This window comes from Nostoc sp. (assembly GCF_036918015.1).
Classification (GTDB): domain Bacteria; phylum Cyanobacteriota; class Cyanobacteriia; order Cyanobacteriales; family Nostocaceae; genus Nostoc.
Window position 1 is genome coordinate 36,669 of sequence record NZ_JBALEO010000091.1, and the last position, 14,839, is coordinate 51,507.

Here is a 14,839-nt window from a genome sequence, read left to right on the forward strand (position 1 = left end):
TTTTTTCGTTCTCTTGTTTGGAACAAGAAAATGTTAGTTATTAAGACTCTGGTCTTGTTGCTTGCATGGAGGGTAGTTTAGAGAATTCATCATACCAATAGGCAAGTTTTGGATATTTCTGCCGCCATTGCAAATCAGGAAGACGGATTTTTAGTCCCAGTGCAGAGGCGAGGGTTATATGAGCAAGTTTTGGAGTTTGGTCGAGTTTATCTGATATCTTCTCGAAGTAGTCCAAAATTCTCAACGCCCGCTCACGCTCAAACTCAATCACCCCAGGAGACTGCTCACTGTGGGGACGCCTTAACTCCCGCACCCAGACAGCAATACCATCTATGAACCCACCAGTCATACCTTCGAGTTGCTGTAAAAAGCCATTAGAAATGTCAGCAACTAGTTTGATCTCAGGATTTAAGTGATTCAGATAGACGCAAATTATACGTGTTTCACTCAAAATAAATCCGTCGTCAGTCGCTAGAGTTGGAACTTTACCTGTAGGGTTGTAATTCAATAGGCTGCTGTTCGGATCTCGTGCAATGACTTTTTGCGTTTCGATGCGATCGCATAAATTCAATTCTATTATTGCCACCCGTACAATGCGTGCATAGGGTGAGTTAGGTGTATAGAAGAGTTTCATAAAAAAGTGCGATCGTCATTAGATACTGGGTTCAAATGTCTACCGTTTTAACATTTGAAAAAATCTGGTAAATAAATTAGGAAAGATGATTTGCTCTAAAGAAGAGAATCGGTTCTGCCAAATTATTGTTTTTCAATAAAGCATCGGCATACTGCACAGGATTAGATTCTGCAAAATAGATTCGTTGTGCAGCATGGTATCGCTGACGATACAGAAGAACTGCGTTTTCCCAAGATCCAAGCCGTGCTGCATCCCTGTCTACCCCACGCTGCTCGGCCACCTCAAAATCTGTATCTATATAGATACGATAGTCAAAGTAAGAGACAATCTCTGGTCGTAGCAGAAAACTGGCAGCAAAAAGAAAAATGTCTCCAGGATGGGCTTTATTAAGTGCCTCTTCCACTGGAGCATCTGTTTCCAAGTCGAACCCACGTGCCTGGTAGATTAAATTACCTCCAGGCCCAAGTGGTTCAAGCACAAGCTTTTTGAGGAGCGAATAGTTGTAGGCATCAAAATAGTAGCCTTCAGCCGACTCACGACCTCGGCGATGGCGCAGATCGCGTGGGTTATGAAAATCATCCACTGCAATGTGAACAGAACTTCTTCCACGTCTGGTTAATATCTGCGCTAGCTCCTGTGCCAAAGTGGATTTGCCACTAGCAGTAATGCCTGTCACCGCTACTTGCAGAACACGAGAAGGCAGAGCCTCAGCACGCTCGATTAAAGTATCCGCTATTGTTTCCAAAACAGTAGCGCGTGTATCACCCATGCATTGCTCCTCTGTCCAAGTATGGAACTTGCTTTACTACCAATGAAACTTCTACTTCATAGAGATTGTCTAGCTGGTATTTGATTTTGACGCGAGTCTCTATTACGCAGTCACCGCCTGACGGCGATTGTACTCAGAAGCATCTCCTTTGATAGCCTCACTTTGTTTACCATCGATGCCCACTGGGAGATCGCCGACAATTGTCACGCGTTGAACGTGGCGGGGCTGATCGCCGTAATCTGCGATCGCATAATGTTGAGTAGCCCGGTTGTCCCAAAAAGCAACATCACCAACTTGCCAACGCCACCGGACTGTGTTCTCAGGACGTGTAATATATGCTTGCAACAGCCGCAGAATGTCATCTGATTCAGTTGTTGATAAGCCACGGAACTGACGCACAAATCCGCCGATGAATAGTCCCCGCTCCCCAGATTCGGGATGGACGCGTACAACTGGGTGCAGAGTCTCGTATACAGTGGAGGTGAAGACAGCCCGGTAAGCCTTGGCATCTTCAGGTAGGTCAAATGCAGTGGCATAGTCGTATTTGTTGCTATGTACTGCCCAAAGTTGGTCTGCAAGATTACGCAAATGAATAGGTAAATCTTCGTATGCAGTTACCGAGTTTGCCCAGATTGTATCGCCACCAGTTGGGGGAATATCAAGCGCTCGTAAGACGGAACCGAGAGGTGGACGGTCTACAAATGTCACATCGGTATGCCAACTATTGGCGCGGGAAGTGGTGCGCCCATAATTCAGGTCTAAGACTTCTGGGTTTTCTGGCAGCGATGGTACGGTAGGGTGGGCTGTAGTGACTTCACCAAAACGACGAGCGAAAGCAACCTGTCCATTAGCATCGAGTTGTTCCTGACCGCGGAAAAAGATCACTTTGTATTTAACTAGAGTCTTGCGAATATCACTGATAATGTCATCGCTGAGGTTAGAACTCAGATTAACACCAATGATTTCAGCACCGATACGTCCTGCAACTGGTTTGATATCAAAGTATTGAGAACCCATGTTTTTATCTCCAAGAAGTTTATGTTTTTGATGTAGAGACGCGATGAATCGCGTCTGATTTATCGCGTCCGATTCATCGTGTCTGTTAAACACCAGGGGTAGATCCGCCATCAACGATAATCTCTGTTCCTGTAATCGATGCAGCAAGATCGGACACCAAAAATAGCGCCAACGCGGCAATTTCTTCTGGCTGGGCGATTCTTTTTAAAGGAATACTTTGGATGCTTTGCGCCTTCACTTCCTCGACGGTGATGCCTTGCGCTTGGGCATTTTGCCGCGCTAAAGTCTCGGCACGATCGGTAGCTGTAGCACCAGGGGAGATAGCGTTAATGCGAATCTTATACTCGGCTAGCTCTTTAGAAATGCCCTTTGTGAAGTTCAGCAAAGCAGCATTGCTTGTACCACCAGCTAGGAAGTTCGGACGAGGTGTCCGTCCTGCACCGCCGATTATATTGACAATCCGGCCATCACCGCGACTTTTTTGATGGGGAACGACGGCTCTAACGAAGCGGATATAGCCCAATAATTTTAAGTTCCAAGCATCCAAAAATAAATCATCCGTGGATTCTAGGAAAGATCCAGCACGGGCTGATCCGGCATTGTTAATCAAGATATCAATCTGATTAAACTGGGCTAATGTAGTTGAGACAACTTTCTCAATATCTTCTGCTTTCGTTAAATCAGCGCTAATGGCAATAACTTTCGCGCCTGGGGTGGGTAAAGACTGGATGTCAGCGACAGCCCGATCTAAGCGTTCTTGATTGCGGGCTGCGATCGCCACATTCACACCCTCACTATAAAGTGCTTTGGCAGTAGCTAATCCAATTCCCGCGCTTCCTCCTGTAACGATCGCTGTTTTACCTGATAGTTTTAGTTCTAAGCTCATACAAACTTACCCTCAAAAATGTAATTAATTTATTTGCGAACCAATAATATTGCTGATTGAGAGCCTATATTCTGGATATCCAAGATGACTTGATTTTCCTCAGAAGTGCAGCCCAGAAGTATTTTGATTTCTGCATCCCGCTTTTCCAAGTCAACACTACAAATGACGGCGGTAACTTTTTGACTAGACAAACTACCTATCCAGACATCAATATCGGCTCCATCTCCAGAGCGAGTATTTTCCAAGTATCCATAGTCCAACGGATAAACAAAGGATGGATAACGTGGATGTGATGTCCCTTTTGGGCGATCTATCTTGAGATTACTAAGGGCTACAAGCCGATCTAGTTTGAACCAAAAGTCAGCAGAATTAGTAGTTCTTAATTCATAATTCGTAATTATCACCTCACAAATAAATTAAATCTGCTTGATTGCAACAAGAAAAAACATTAGTCTTTCTCAATAAATCAGTGCATGAAAATAAAAATAATTACGAATTACGAACTTGTACTGAGCGAAGTCGAAGTATTACGAATTACGAATTATTTGGAAATGTGCAACACAGCTTTGCCAGGAAAACGCCTATCGAGTAGTTGTTGGGCCACATCAGCTATTTCTGTCCAAGAAGCTTCTAAATCAATGTGAGGATGTAACTCACCTGCTTCTACTAGACTCAAAAGCCGTTTTAAACCGACTGCTGCTGATTCAAATCTCAATTCATCGAACAGACGTAAACCATACAGGCTGACGCTACCAGTCCCAAAAAATTGAGCCGCGTTGAATGTCACTTCATCTCCCCCAGATACTCCATACAGCACAGTTTTCCCATCCTGCGCCAGAAAGCCAAGGGCTACCCCCAAAGTCTTGCCACCTACTGACTCTACAATTAGATCGTAGGGGCCGTACTCGCTGGCGGGTGAAAGGTCTTCGCCAATCACCACCGATTGCGCCCCTGCTTCTCTAACTAGAGTTTCATAGCCAGCTTGACGAATATGTGCCACAACTTGCGCGCCTGACAGTTGCGCCAATTGGATAGCGAAGTAACCAACGCCTCCTGATGCACCTGTAACCAGAACTGTCCGACCCAAAAGTGAACCACCTTTTAACACCGCATGGTATGCAGTTAAACCCGCTACAGGCAGTGTGGCAGCTTGAGCAAAAGATACCGATGGCGGCACTACAGCTAAGGCGTTAGTAGGAACAGACACGAGTTCTGCCCAAGCACCGGCACGGCGCAAGCCAACTACACGCTCCCCTTGGGGAGGCCCCGAACCATCGGTGGCGGGGATTTCCACTACACCTGCTAAATCCCAACCAGGCTGCCAACCAGCCTCAGCAGTGGTTGAACGTTTTATCTCTCCCCGATTTAGGGAAATTGCCGCTACCCGCACTAGAGCTTCATCTGGGGCGGGCTTTGGTGCAGTCACTTCACTCAGTGCCAAACGCCCCGGCACATTGGGATCGACAATCACAGCACGTATTTTGCTCATAAGGTTGCCCTGGCTTAGAGATTAATTTCTAGTTCGTTGGTTCGCAATCTTATACCTGCAATACATAATCTCGATAGATTAGCTATTTATTCTTAACTTCAAATCTTTGCAACTAGGTTAACGAAAATCATAAACAACGGTATCTTGATAAACTTAAAGTATTTTATGGTTTGTAAAAAGAAAACTATCACAGACAGCCAGAAGAATCAAGCACCTTGTGAATAAATTCGCCGTTGACACTTCTTGCACTGTAGTCAAACCAAGTGGCTTCCGTATCGTTCGGCGTTCTTTTTATGATTTATCCATGTGAGTCCAAACAGTGCAAACGCGAAAATGATTAGCAGGTCTGCGTTATGGTGTTTTCGCCTCTATTGTTGAGTTTGAACCTCTACCTTTGCATCCGATTCATCTCCACTTTGAGAAACTTTTTCTGGGCCGCACTGTACCGGAGTTACTCCTGTACCTTGAGTGAGTCCGTGTTTCGTTGTGGCATCGTAAGTATTATTATCAGTATTCGCTTGAGCGTAAGTATCGTTAAAAATCTTGTCAGATGCTGAGGTTGTTTTGCCAAGAAGCTTTTTGTGTAAATCTTTAAAAGCCTTCTCGTCAATACTTATATGCCCATTTTCGTGCGTATCAAGAGCGCTATAAAACCTTGCCCATTCTTTTTTAACAGGTTCGCACTGTTGGTCGAGTTCCGTCCAGACGGGCATTGCCTTAGTTTCTGTTACTAAGACATCTGCCTCGTAAACAATTTCATCGGATTTATCTTCTGCTTGGTAAGTTTTGACATCTTTTGCGGGGGCACAGGTAACACTGCCCGCTTCGCCCTTTCCTTGTGATGTTAAGTTTGTAATTGCTTCTGTAATATTTTTTCCCGAAGCAGTAATTGTGGCATTCTTTTTGTCAATTTTAGTTGTCCCTTTTTTGGGCGGCATACCATTAGATGTCTGTTCAACAGTGGCTGGTGCTGTAGATGCATCGCTTTGTTTCTGCACTTTGCCTGTCTGCTGTACCACATGGGTTAACTCATGGGCTGTCAACTCGTTATTACCAGGTGATTTCTCGGCGCTAAAGTAAACATCACTACCATGAGTAAAGGCCTGCGCTCCCAACGACTTACTAATCTGCGTAGCATTGGAGTCAGTATGTACTCGTACATCGTCGAATTTACTACCAAAGCGTGGTTCCATAAAGTCTCGCACTTCGGGAGATAACGGGCTTCCTCCACCCTTACTATTGCTTAACTGACTCTCAATATTGTCTTGGGTTTGAACGCTGTTATTACTAACGCGTTGTAGCGACAACTCAGTTTGTACTTCCTCTTTTTCTTGCTCACAATCTACACATTCTCGTTGTACTATATGCGAATCTATTCCACCAATATTTATATTTGACTTAGGTCTAGGTAGAAGCATAATCTGGTCAGTTGACTGCTCATACTGGTCTTTTGGCTGGCTACCTATAAGTTGCGGCTGTGGACGACGCAAAGATATCCGACTAATGTCGTGAACAAGAGGTTTTTCTTTAATAGCTTCTGGTTCTAATAATTGCTCGTTAGCAGACGGGGCTTTTTGAAGGTCGCCTACTACTTCAATGACTGTATCTAGTGGAGTATTATTATTTGTTGGTAAACCAAAACTGCGTGTTGGATTGGCCAATGTGGGAATATTGGATGAGACAAGCGATGGATTCGTAAAATTTGATGTTTCTGTGTTGGGTCGCTTCCGTGTGGGTAAAGGCAAAGCGGCTTGTATTTTAATGTCGCTCATCTCTCAATTCCTACATTTTCTAGATTAATTAGTGAACCTCTTATCTATTGCATTCCAGGATTATATATATACAAAAATTTAACTATTTTATTGACATATTTATATATAGACTTTAGTCTAATTTTGTCATCATATCAAGTCCGCTTAATCACTTACGATATGTCATTGCGAGTGGAACAGAGTGGAACGAAGCAATCACTTCGGATGCGATTACTTCACTCCGCTATCGCTGCGTTCGTAATGACAAGTATGTAGCCGGACATGATATCATTCAGCTACCCAAATATTCAAGAATTGACATCTGGTGAAATTAATTATGTATTATTCAGAACGCATAATTAATTTCACCAGCAGATGTCTAATAAATAACTAGCGAACCGTTCCCCGCAGGGCTTCAGTATCAATTGGTTTGATGAGGTAAATTAACAGTAGATTCCAAACAATTGCTGCAATCAAAGGTAGTTTGCGAATTAGCTTTACCAATTTCGGATGATAACTGCCTTCAATCTCTGCAATTTTCAAGTTGTAACCTGCACAGCGTTGCAGACGTGGGAAAAACTTGGGATGTTCGGTATTCAACATCACAGGAAAAGCCCGTCCTGCGGTTTCATTGGTGTTGCGGACAACTTGGATATCAAATTCTGTGGCATCAAGTCCCAATGATTTGTAGAACCCAGAACGTTCATGAACTGTCAGAGTGTGAGTAGCAAATACTGATAGCAAGAAAAAGCGACTCCACAGCCTAGATTTCCAAGTGTTCCAAAGTTGCGGTTGAGAACGCAATAATGCCTTGAATATATCTCCGTGGCGGTTTTCGTCCTGACACCAGCTCTCAAAGTAGCGGAATATCGGGTAAAACTGGTTTTCCGGGTGCTTTTCTAGATGCCTGAAAATAATAATGTAACGCCAGTAGCCGATTTTTTCTGAGAGGTAGACGGTGTAAAGTACCCATTCAATCGGGAAAAATGTATAAGTGCGGGTTTTGGTAACAGTGCCCAAATCAAGGGAGAGTTTAAAATCGGCCATGGCTTTGTTGAGAAATCCAGCATGGCGGGCTTCATCACGTGCCATCATTTGAAATATTTCCGCTAGCACTGGACTGCGATTTTTTAGCTTGCGGGATAATTCCTTGAATAGCAAGAAGCCGGAAAACTCAGAAATGCAAGAGCGTTCCAAATACTCTATGAACGCCTGCCTTGCTTCACCGTCAATGTGTTCCCAAGACTGCTCAAAGGCTTCATCGCGAACAAAATGGTGGCGGTTGTAGTCTGTCCGCATTTCTGTCAACATCGCCTGCAATTCCGTTTCCTGGGCAGACAAATCCAGCTTGGCTGCGGTTTCAAAATCTGTAGTGTAAAACCGGGGGGTGAGTACGGTTTCTTTGCTGGGGGTTTTGATTTCTGGCTTGGGTAGGGTGTTAACCATGAGTAATGAGGCGATGGAATCAATAGTTCTATAACTATCAAGTTATGACAAATGCAATTATTTTGCTAGACCTCTTTACAAATCCTTCAGTAAACTCGGCAGGCAGGGATTTTTAATAAAGAAATTATCCATCTTGTGGGTTGGGCAGCCTTTGACTGAGCGCTGACGCCGAAGCCTTGCTGCCCTGAATATGAGACGGGTGGAGCGATCGCAGCAATTCATGTAGAATTTACAGGATGAGATTTGCACAGCGTTAGAGCAAGTTGATGGAGAAGAACGCTTTCAACAAGCCACTGAAGCTAGCAGAAGGCAAAGAAAGACGTAACAGCGTGATTCCAGAAGGGCGGGTGTTTGAAGAGGGTGTGAATTTTCCGCAGTTTGGAAAAATAGCCTATCGGTTTTTAATCGATTGCGATCGCACCGTTAGACATTTAGCTGGGGCATGAGATACTCCTAACTATTTATCCTATCTAAATTCTTGCCCTCTGTCTTCTTCACCGCAGTAATTCTTCAACTTGATGCTGGCTCCACAACGTTCTGTATAAACCCTGTTGTTGTAAAAGTTCTAAGTGATTTCCGACCTGAACAATTTTTCCCTTTTCCATGACAAAAATTCGGTCAGCAGCCGCCGCCGCTGATAATTGGTGAGTGATAAAAATTACTGTTTTACGTTCAGTACCACTGGAGAGATTTTTGAGAATTTTCGTAGCTGTTTGATTATCCACGCTAGAGAGAGCATCATCCAAAATTAACACTGGAGCATTGACCAACATTGCACGAGCTAAAGCAGTACGTTGTCGTTGACCACCAGAAAGATTAATACCGCGTTCGCCAACAATAGTTTCATATTGCTGCGGAAAATTCTGAATTTCTGATTCAATTTGGGCAAGTTTAGCGACAGATTCTACCTGCTGTTGTTCGCTAACTGGATCGCCGTAGCGAATATTATTTTTGATTGTAGTGCTAAATAGAAAGCTATCTTGAGGAACGTAGGCGATCGCACCTCGTAAATCTGTCAAAGCGATCTTAGTAATATCTACCCCATCTAAAAACAATTGTCCTGATTCAACATCCAACAAGCGTGGTAAAGCATTGGCCAAAGTAGATTTCCCCGAACCAATTGCCCCAACAATCGCGACAGTTTCTCCAGCAGCAATGCTAAAGTTAACATTTGCTAAAGCTGGAGTAGTGGAACCAGGGTAATTGTAGGTGAGATTTTTCGCTGTCACTTCGCCTTTGAGTTCAGCCACAGGCAGATGTATGGCATCGGCTGCATCTTTAATTTTTGGTGTGACAGAGAGAATAGCTTCAAGCCTATCGATACTAACTTCACCGCGTTGGTAGGCGGTAATTGTAAATCCTAAAAGGGCAGTGGGGAAAACTAGGCGCTCTACATAAATTAACAATGCTAAAAAATCGCCAACCTGAAGTGTCCCAGCAGACATCCGTGCCGACCCTAGCCAGATGATTACCAGCGAACTGATATTAGCTAGCCCACCAATTAGCGGAAACAGTGTATTGCGGATTTTTGCCAATTCCAGGTTAGCAGTCAATAGCTGCTGATTTTTCTTGGCAAAAGCTCGACGCTCGTTTGCTTCTTGAGCATAGATTTTAATTAAGGCAATGCCACTAATATCCTCCTGGATGAGTTCGCTGATGTCAGAGAGTTGCTCTTGGACTGCTGCTTGTTGTTTGCGTAAGCGATCGCTAAATAAACTCACCAACAAGAGCATAAAAGGATACACTGCTAGGGCGGCTAGGGTGAGATCCACACTAATCGCCAGCATTACTGGCAGTGTCAGGGCGTAAGCAAACACCGTATTTGCCAAACTCAAGACCGCAAAACCTAATAACCGCTTGATATTGTCCACATCACTGGTCGCCCGACTAATCAAATCGCCAGCAGTATTACTAGCAAAATAACCAGGCTCCAACTTCAGTAAGTGTTCAAAAATCCGTTGTTTCAGGTCAAATTCCACCTGACGCCCCACCCCAAATAGCCAAATGCGTGATGCCATCCGCATTAGCCACATCGCCGAACTGAGCAAAACAATAACTACTACGTAATGTAGTATTTGGTTCCAGCTGAAGGTTGTCGAGAGTTTATCAACACCAGCACGAATCAACCAAGGGATATAAACACCCAGTGCATTGACAGACAACAAAGCGAGAATACCCAAGGAGGCTTCCCGCCAATGGGGTCGTAGGTAAGCACTGAGTTTAGCGATTCGTCGAGATTTTGCCATTAAAGCAATTGTGCAACTTTATCATCTAGATTAACTGCTAGTCCAAGAAGGCAGCTATGAAGAGGAAATATCGCTTGTGATAAATTCAGCTTTTTTTACCTCTTTTAACTGGATAGTTATGGCCGTTTGGTACTAGTAGTCCACCACAGCAACTTTAATGAAGAAATAAGTTCGTAGTCAGGACTTTAGGCCTTAAATTAAGCGCTCACTACGAACCAAGTATTGTTTTCTTGCCTGATTACCGCTGAACACGCAAGAACCTGTAGACTTCAACGAGATAACTTTCCCAAGTTCTTGTTGTCAATTGCAACGTTTCCGAATTTGGTACAAAGTCTTCAAGTCGTAAACCGCGTGTGCGAATATCTTGAGGATTTCCTTGTAACAGGTACGGAGGCACTCTCAAATTATAAGAAAGAATGCGATCGCCCGTTACATCTGAGATGTTTGCTGTGGTGGGTTGCCCTAATGCCACCAGTGTCCCAGATGTTGGTGTAGCAGTTGCGACAGATGTTTCACCTGTCATTGCTAGAGGTGCTCTATAAAGGAAATAGGCGACTGCTGGTGTACTTGCCAACAGCAAAATCGTCAGTGCCCAACCAATCAAGTATCCTCCTGGTTTCTCTATTCCACCTCCTTTGATTTTCTGAGCGGCAATAATCATCAGTAAAACAGAGGCTCCTAGAGGCTTGAGGGGAAAAGATAGCATCCTCCACAACGAAGCCACAGCAGGTTCATTGGGATTAAGAAATGATAGGGCTACGATTACCAAGATAACGACTAAGATTAATCGCCCGACAAAACTTCCAGAGGGATAAAATCGCTGGAACAGAGAATAAACGATAGTGCCAATCAGCAGCCACAGCAGTACCCGGCTTAACAATAGAAACATAGACTAACTCTCAAATTTTCTGGTGCAGTGAGCCAGTGTGGTGGTGTTCGCGTAGCGTCTCCGTCAGGAGAGGCAGTCCGTTTCGATTGGGGTTGCCCCCAGAAAAGACTGCCATGCTGGAAAACCATGCATGAAACAACTGGCGACTTCTTACTGATAGCGACGTTAGAAGCGTCACCCGTAAGGCTCAACCTAGAGGTTTCGGGAAATGGATTTATTTTATTGTCAAATTGTAATCGCACTGTTTGACTTAAAATTTCTCAAACCTCACACCCAATGACTACCGTCGTAGTGATTTTAGTGCAATTTTTTGACACTGCGTCTATTATTTATAATTTTCCAGAAGAGTAATCTGGTACCGGTAAACTAAATTAATTAAGTAATCGACTCAAAAGGAAAAACTATGTCGCCTGGAAAGCCTACTATTCTGGTAACGGGGGGAGCTGGATATATTGGTTCCCATACAGTGCTTGCTTTGAAGAAAGCGGGTTATGGCGTTGTCATACTTGATAATCTGGTCTATGGACATCGCGATCTAGTAGAAAAGGTTTTACAGGTAGAACTAATAATTGGGGACACAAGCGATCGCGCCTTGCTGGATCATGTATTTAAAACCCACGATATTGCCGCGGTGATGCATTTTTCGGCTTATGCCTACGTAGGAGAGTCGGTGAGCGATCCGGCCAAATATTACCGCAATAACGTTCTTGGTACTTTGACCCTGTTAGAAGCGATGCTGACAGCATCTGTAAAGAAATTTGTCTTTTCTTCTACCTGTGCCACCTACGGGGTACCGGAATTCGTGCCCATTCCAGAAACCCATCCCCAAAATCCGATTAATCCCTATGGCGCTACAAAGTTGATGGTAGAAAGGATTCTCTCTGATTTTGATGTCGCTTACGGTTTGCAATCAGTACGTTTTCGCTACTTCAATGCTGCTGGTGCTAATCCCGATGGTTTACTGGGTGAGGATCACAACCCAGAAACCCATTTGATTCCCTTGGTGCTAATGACAGCTTTAGGGAAACGAGAATCCATTTCAATTTTCGGCACTGATTACCCCACGCCCGATGGTACGTGTATTCGCGATTATATTCACGTTAACGACTTAGCAGACGCCCATATTTTGGGCTTGGAATATTTATTAAAAGGTGGCGATAGCGAAGTTTTTAATTTGAGCAATGGCAGCGGTTTCTCCGTTAGAGAAGTCATTGCCGCAGTCGAAGAGGTGACAGGAATTAGCATACCAGTAGAAGAACGCGATCGCCGTCCTGGCGATCCCCCAGTTCTCATTGGCACCAGCGACAAAGCCAGAACAATCTTAGGCTGGCAACCTCAGTACCCATCCATCAAAGATATCGTCGCTGACGCGTGGCAGTGGCATCAAAAGCGACATAAGTAGGAGGGAATGGGGAATGGGGAATGGGAAAGAATAATAATTTGCTCCCCCTGCTTCCCCTGCTTCCCCTGCTCCCCCACTCAACACTCAGCACTCAGCACTCAGCACTCCCTACTCCCCACCCCTCCTCATACTTTGCATGACGACAACTAAGATGCCGATAAATCCGAGAATTGGCAGTGCGATCGCCCAAGTTGGTAATTGTTGAGATTGACCTTCTACTAAATCACCATTGACATTTCGGAGGTTCTGTGTATTCTGTGTAGACCCACCTCCTGCCACAGTCACTTCAAATTTGAATTCAAAGGGTTTAAATCTTGCTCCAGAGACAGGTTTTCCATTTAGTTGCAACTCATAAAGCCCTGGTTTGGGAAAGACAACTTCTGCACCTGGGATGCCTTGATAACGTTCGGCTGCCACAGGTTTTAACTGTGGTTCTAACAGCGGTGGCTCTCCGGCTGCATAAGGTTCGGCATAAACAGCCAACTGACAATTACACTGTGACAGAGGAATCACCTTTCCACCTCTGCGGGTAAGTGCAAACCAGGCTTGGCTTGCTTCTCCAGCACGGGGATTATCATTTGGTTCAATGTGGAGAGTGCCGCCAACATCTGAGGCTACTTCCACCTTATGAGCAAAAGCAGGGTAAAGATTAGTTATTGATATAACTAAGCAACTCAGGAATAATAAATACTTTATTGTTCCTTGATTCTTCCAGAAAATGCCTTTGAGGGGGTAACGCCTCTGTTTTTGACTCGTTGAGACGGAGCCAGAAAATAAAGATGATTTACCGCGATTTGGTTGGGGGAACATAAAACTTTTCTACGGCTAACTTTGACCAGAAAAAGCGCGATGCCTACGGCAAGGGCTTCGCCCTACGCACTAGCAAAACACTGAGAGTAATCATTACCATCAGTACTGCCGCTAATTTATTTCCCCAAGTTGATTGCAAGGAACCCAGATAATGGGAACCAATCAACACAGTATGAATGGCACTCAAGAGCAAGGCTGGCACACCCAATAGATGAATCTGTCGCCAACGCTTGCCCAAAGATTTTTGCAACGATTCCCAACTTGTAAAAGCGGCGGGGGACATTAATACCAATGCTACAGCACCCGCAGCCATCCCCCACTGAAATTCTGGTGGCAGAAACGAAAAGGCGGCAAAATTCCATTGCAATGAGTGTTCTATCATGTGGAAGGTGTGAACCACAGAAAGCACAAAAGCTCCCACACCCAAGCCGCGACGATAACGCAGTGGTGAAGCCCACAAGCCACTAATCGGACGCGCAATTAACGCCAAAATTAAGCAGATTAAGGCAGCGTGTCCGGTGTAATCTACCATTGTGTCACCAGTCCGCAGCAAGGTGATAACGCCAATGGTGAGTGTTACCCAACCACCTAATCGAAATAACTGACTGCGCCTGTCTTTACTTACCAAAGATGTGGAAACGCCTACACCTAACATCGTGGGTAAGGTTCCCAAGCCAAAAGCCAGCATAGTAGCTGTACTCATCCATAAATTGCCAGTTTCAGCGGCTTTAATTTGGGCAGCATACAGGAAACCACAGGGCATTAAACCCCAAGTCATCCCCAAAAGCATTGGCGTCCACCATTTGGTTTTTAAAGAAAGTTTAACCATTCCGCTGCTGAGGCGATCGTGTAAACCACCTTGCAATAGGGGATGTAACACGGGAATGCGCGGTAATAAATCGGGCTTTACTTGTCCTAAGCCAAACCAAATCAACATCACACCAGTGAGAATTGCCATCCAGCGCCGGAAGTCGCTGCCAATACCCGCTAGCTGTCCACCTTGCAGCAATACCGAACCTAGCGCCCCAATGCCAGCACCGACTAGAGCATAGCTCAACATTCGCCCCAGGTTTAGCAGGATATGAAATTTTAATTGCTGTTGCCAAGTGTCGGGCTTTTCTAAGGTTGATGTCCGTCCCAAAGAGACTGTTTGTGGAATTTTCGGCTGATGAGACAGAGAAAATGCCACTGTTAGCGGGCCACACATCCCAAAGCAATGTCCAAAACTCCCCAGGAACCCCAGGACTGCAATCAGCAACAAATCTACCATAAAAAAAGTTCCGAGTTCTGAGTTCTGAGTCCTGAGTGTCCGAATAAAGATTTTGAAGAAGTAATTAAGAAATTCTTTTTTTCTTTGCTTAGTACTCAGCACTCCTCTAGTGGGGCACTTTACGTGAAGTTGCGATCGCTGTCAAAAGACAAAGCGTCAAACTTGATGTTTTCTCTAGGAAATGTAATTTATCTAAACTTTTGCTGACAACTGCCTAAATTCTGTTATCA

13 protein-coding genes and 1 pseudogene are annotated in these 14,839 nt (G+C 44.5%); 2 read left to right on the forward strand and 12 right to left on the reverse strand.

Annotated elements, in window-relative coordinates:
• Nucleotides 1-40: 40 nt before the first annotated feature.
• The 8 genes from V7K61_RS27905 to acsF form a co-directional block, all read right to left on the reverse strand.
• Nucleotides 41-634, reverse strand: a complete 594-nt coding sequence (locus tag V7K61_RS27905) for a glutathione S-transferase family protein (protein WP_335058516.1) — start codon at nt 632-634, stop codon at nt 41-43.
• 76 nt (nt 635-710) lie between these two features.
• A complete protein-coding gene (locus V7K61_RS27910; protein ID WP_335058517.1) occupies nt 711-1,403 on the reverse strand; it encodes a hypothetical protein in 693 nt (230 codons plus the stop codon).
• Between the two features lie 102 nt (nt 1,404-1,505).
• On the reverse strand, nt 1,506-2,420 hold the full coding sequence (locus tag V7K61_RS27915) for a TauD/TfdA dioxygenase family protein (RefSeq protein ID WP_335058817.1): 915 nt from the start codon (nt 2,418-2,420) through the stop codon (nt 1,506-1,508).
• Between the two features lie 85 nt (nt 2,421-2,505).
• Nucleotides 2,506-3,306: an SDR family oxidoreductase gene (locus tag V7K61_RS27920; protein ID WP_335058519.1), complete on the reverse strand. Its 801-nt coding sequence runs from the start codon at nt 3,304-3,306 to the stop codon at nt 2,506-2,508.
• 29 nt (nt 3,307-3,335) lie between these two features.
• On the reverse strand, nt 3,336-3,710 hold the full coding sequence (locus tag V7K61_RS27925; protein WP_335058521.1) for a hypothetical protein: 375 nt from the start codon (nt 3,708-3,710) through the stop codon (nt 3,336-3,338).
• Nucleotides 3,711-3,847: 137 nt separating this feature from the next.
• Entirely contained in the window at nt 3,848-4,795 is a 948-nt protein-coding gene (locus V7K61_RS27930) for a zinc-binding dehydrogenase (protein ID WP_335058523.1), read from the reverse strand.
• A 368-nt stretch (nt 4,796-5,163) separates the two neighbouring features.
• Complete coding sequence (locus tag V7K61_RS27935) at nt 5,164-6,567, reverse strand: eCIS core domain-containing protein (protein ID WP_335058525.1); 1,404 nt, start codon at nt 6,565-6,567, stop codon at nt 5,164-5,166.
• Between the two features lie 369 nt (nt 6,568-6,936).
• Complete coding sequence (gene acsF / locus V7K61_RS27940; RefSeq protein ID WP_099102199.1) at nt 6,937-7,992, reverse strand: magnesium-protoporphyrin IX monomethyl ester (oxidative) cyclase; 1,056 nt, start codon at nt 7,990-7,992, stop codon at nt 6,937-6,939.
• Nucleotides 7,993-8,258: 266 nt separating this feature from the next.
• Between acsF and V7K61_RS27945 the strand changes: the two genes are divergently transcribed.
• Nucleotides 8,259-8,438 (forward strand): hypothetical protein, encoded by a 180-nt coding sequence (locus tag V7K61_RS27945; RefSeq protein WP_335058528.1) that lies wholly within the window; start codon nt 8,259-8,261, stop codon nt 8,436-8,438.
• 48 nt (nt 8,439-8,486) lie between these two features.
• Here the strand turns inward: V7K61_RS27945 and V7K61_RS27950 are convergent, their stop codons facing one another.
• Nucleotides 8,487-10,238: an ABC transporter ATP-binding protein gene (locus V7K61_RS27950; RefSeq protein ID WP_335058530.1), complete on the reverse strand. Its 1,752-nt coding sequence runs from the start codon at nt 10,236-10,238 to the stop codon at nt 8,487-8,489.
• Between the two features lie 238 nt (nt 10,239-10,476).
• The gene (locus V7K61_RS27955; protein ID WP_335058532.1) at nt 10,477-11,127 is read right to left on the reverse strand and encodes a hypothetical protein; all 651 of its coding nucleotides are present in this window, start codon (nt 11,125-11,127) and stop codon (nt 10,477-10,479) included.
• A gap of 403 nt (nt 11,128-11,530) precedes the next feature.
• On the opposite strand from V7K61_RS27955, the gene galE reads away from it, so the two are divergent.
• Entirely contained in the window at nt 11,531-12,529 is a 999-nt protein-coding gene (gene galE / locus V7K61_RS27960; protein WP_335058534.1) for a UDP-glucose 4-epimerase GalE, read from the forward strand.
• Nucleotides 12,530-12,637: 108 nt separating this feature from the next.
• Here the strand turns inward: galE and V7K61_RS27965 are convergent, their stop codons facing one another.
• Together V7K61_RS27965 and V7K61_RS27970 are read right to left on the reverse strand one after the other, a co-directional pair.
• On the reverse strand, nt 12,638-13,339 hold the full coding sequence (locus V7K61_RS27965; RefSeq protein ID WP_335058536.1) for a hypothetical protein: 702 nt from the start codon (nt 13,337-13,339) through the stop codon (nt 12,638-12,640).
• Nucleotides 13,314-14,609, reverse strand: a pseudogene (locus V7K61_RS27970) (urease accessory protein UreH domain-containing protein). The gene V7K61_RS27965 and the pseudogene V7K61_RS27970 overlap by 26 nt, the downstream one beginning before the upstream one ends.
• Between the last annotated feature and the right edge of the window lie 230 nt (nt 14,610-14,839).

What these genes read in the sequence shown, in the direction of transcription:
- V7K61_RS27930 (WP_335058523.1), bottom strand. Translation starts at nt 4,795, where the DNA reads ATGAGCAAAATACGTGCTGTGATTGTCGATCCCAATGTGCCGGGGCGT.
- V7K61_RS27915 (WP_335058817.1), bottom strand. Translation starts at nt 2,420, where the DNA reads ATGGGTTCTCAATACTTTGATATCAAACCAGTTGCAGGACGTATCGGT.
- V7K61_RS27935 (WP_335058525.1), bottom strand. Translation starts at nt 6,567, where the DNA reads ATGAGCGACATTAAAATACAAGCCGCTTTGCCTTTACCCACACGGAAG.
- V7K61_RS27910 (WP_335058517.1), bottom strand. Translation starts at nt 1,403, where the DNA reads ATGGGTGATACACGCGCTACTGTTTTGGAAACAATAGCGGATACTTTA.
- V7K61_RS27945 (WP_335058528.1), top strand. Translation starts at nt 8,259, where the DNA reads ATGGAGAAGAACGCTTTCAACAAGCCACTGAAGCTAGCAGAAGGCAAA.
- V7K61_RS27965 (WP_335058536.1), bottom strand. Translation starts at nt 13,339, where the DNA reads ATGTTCCCCCAACCAAATCGCGGTAAATCATCTTTATTTTCTGGCTCC.
- V7K61_RS27955 (WP_335058532.1), bottom strand. Translation starts at nt 11,127, where the DNA reads ATGTTTCTATTGTTAAGCCGGGTACTGCTGTGGCTGCTGATTGGCACT.
- acsF (WP_099102199.1), bottom strand. Translation starts at nt 7,992, where the DNA reads ATGGTTAACACCCTACCCAAGCCAGAAATCAAAACCCCCAGCAAAGAA.
- galE (WP_335058534.1), top strand. Translation starts at nt 11,531, where the DNA reads ATGTCGCCTGGAAAGCCTACTATTCTGGTAACGGGGGGAGCTGGATAT.
- V7K61_RS27950 (WP_335058530.1), bottom strand. Translation starts at nt 10,238, where the DNA reads ATGGCAAAATCTCGACGAATCGCTAAACTCAGTGCTTACCTACGACCC.
- V7K61_RS27905 (WP_335058516.1), bottom strand. Translation starts at nt 634, where the DNA reads ATGAAACTCTTCTATACACCTAACTCACCCTATGCACGCATTGTACGG.
- V7K61_RS27920 (WP_335058519.1), bottom strand. Translation starts at nt 3,306, where the DNA reads ATGAGCTTAGAACTAAAACTATCAGGTAAAACAGCGATCGTTACAGGA.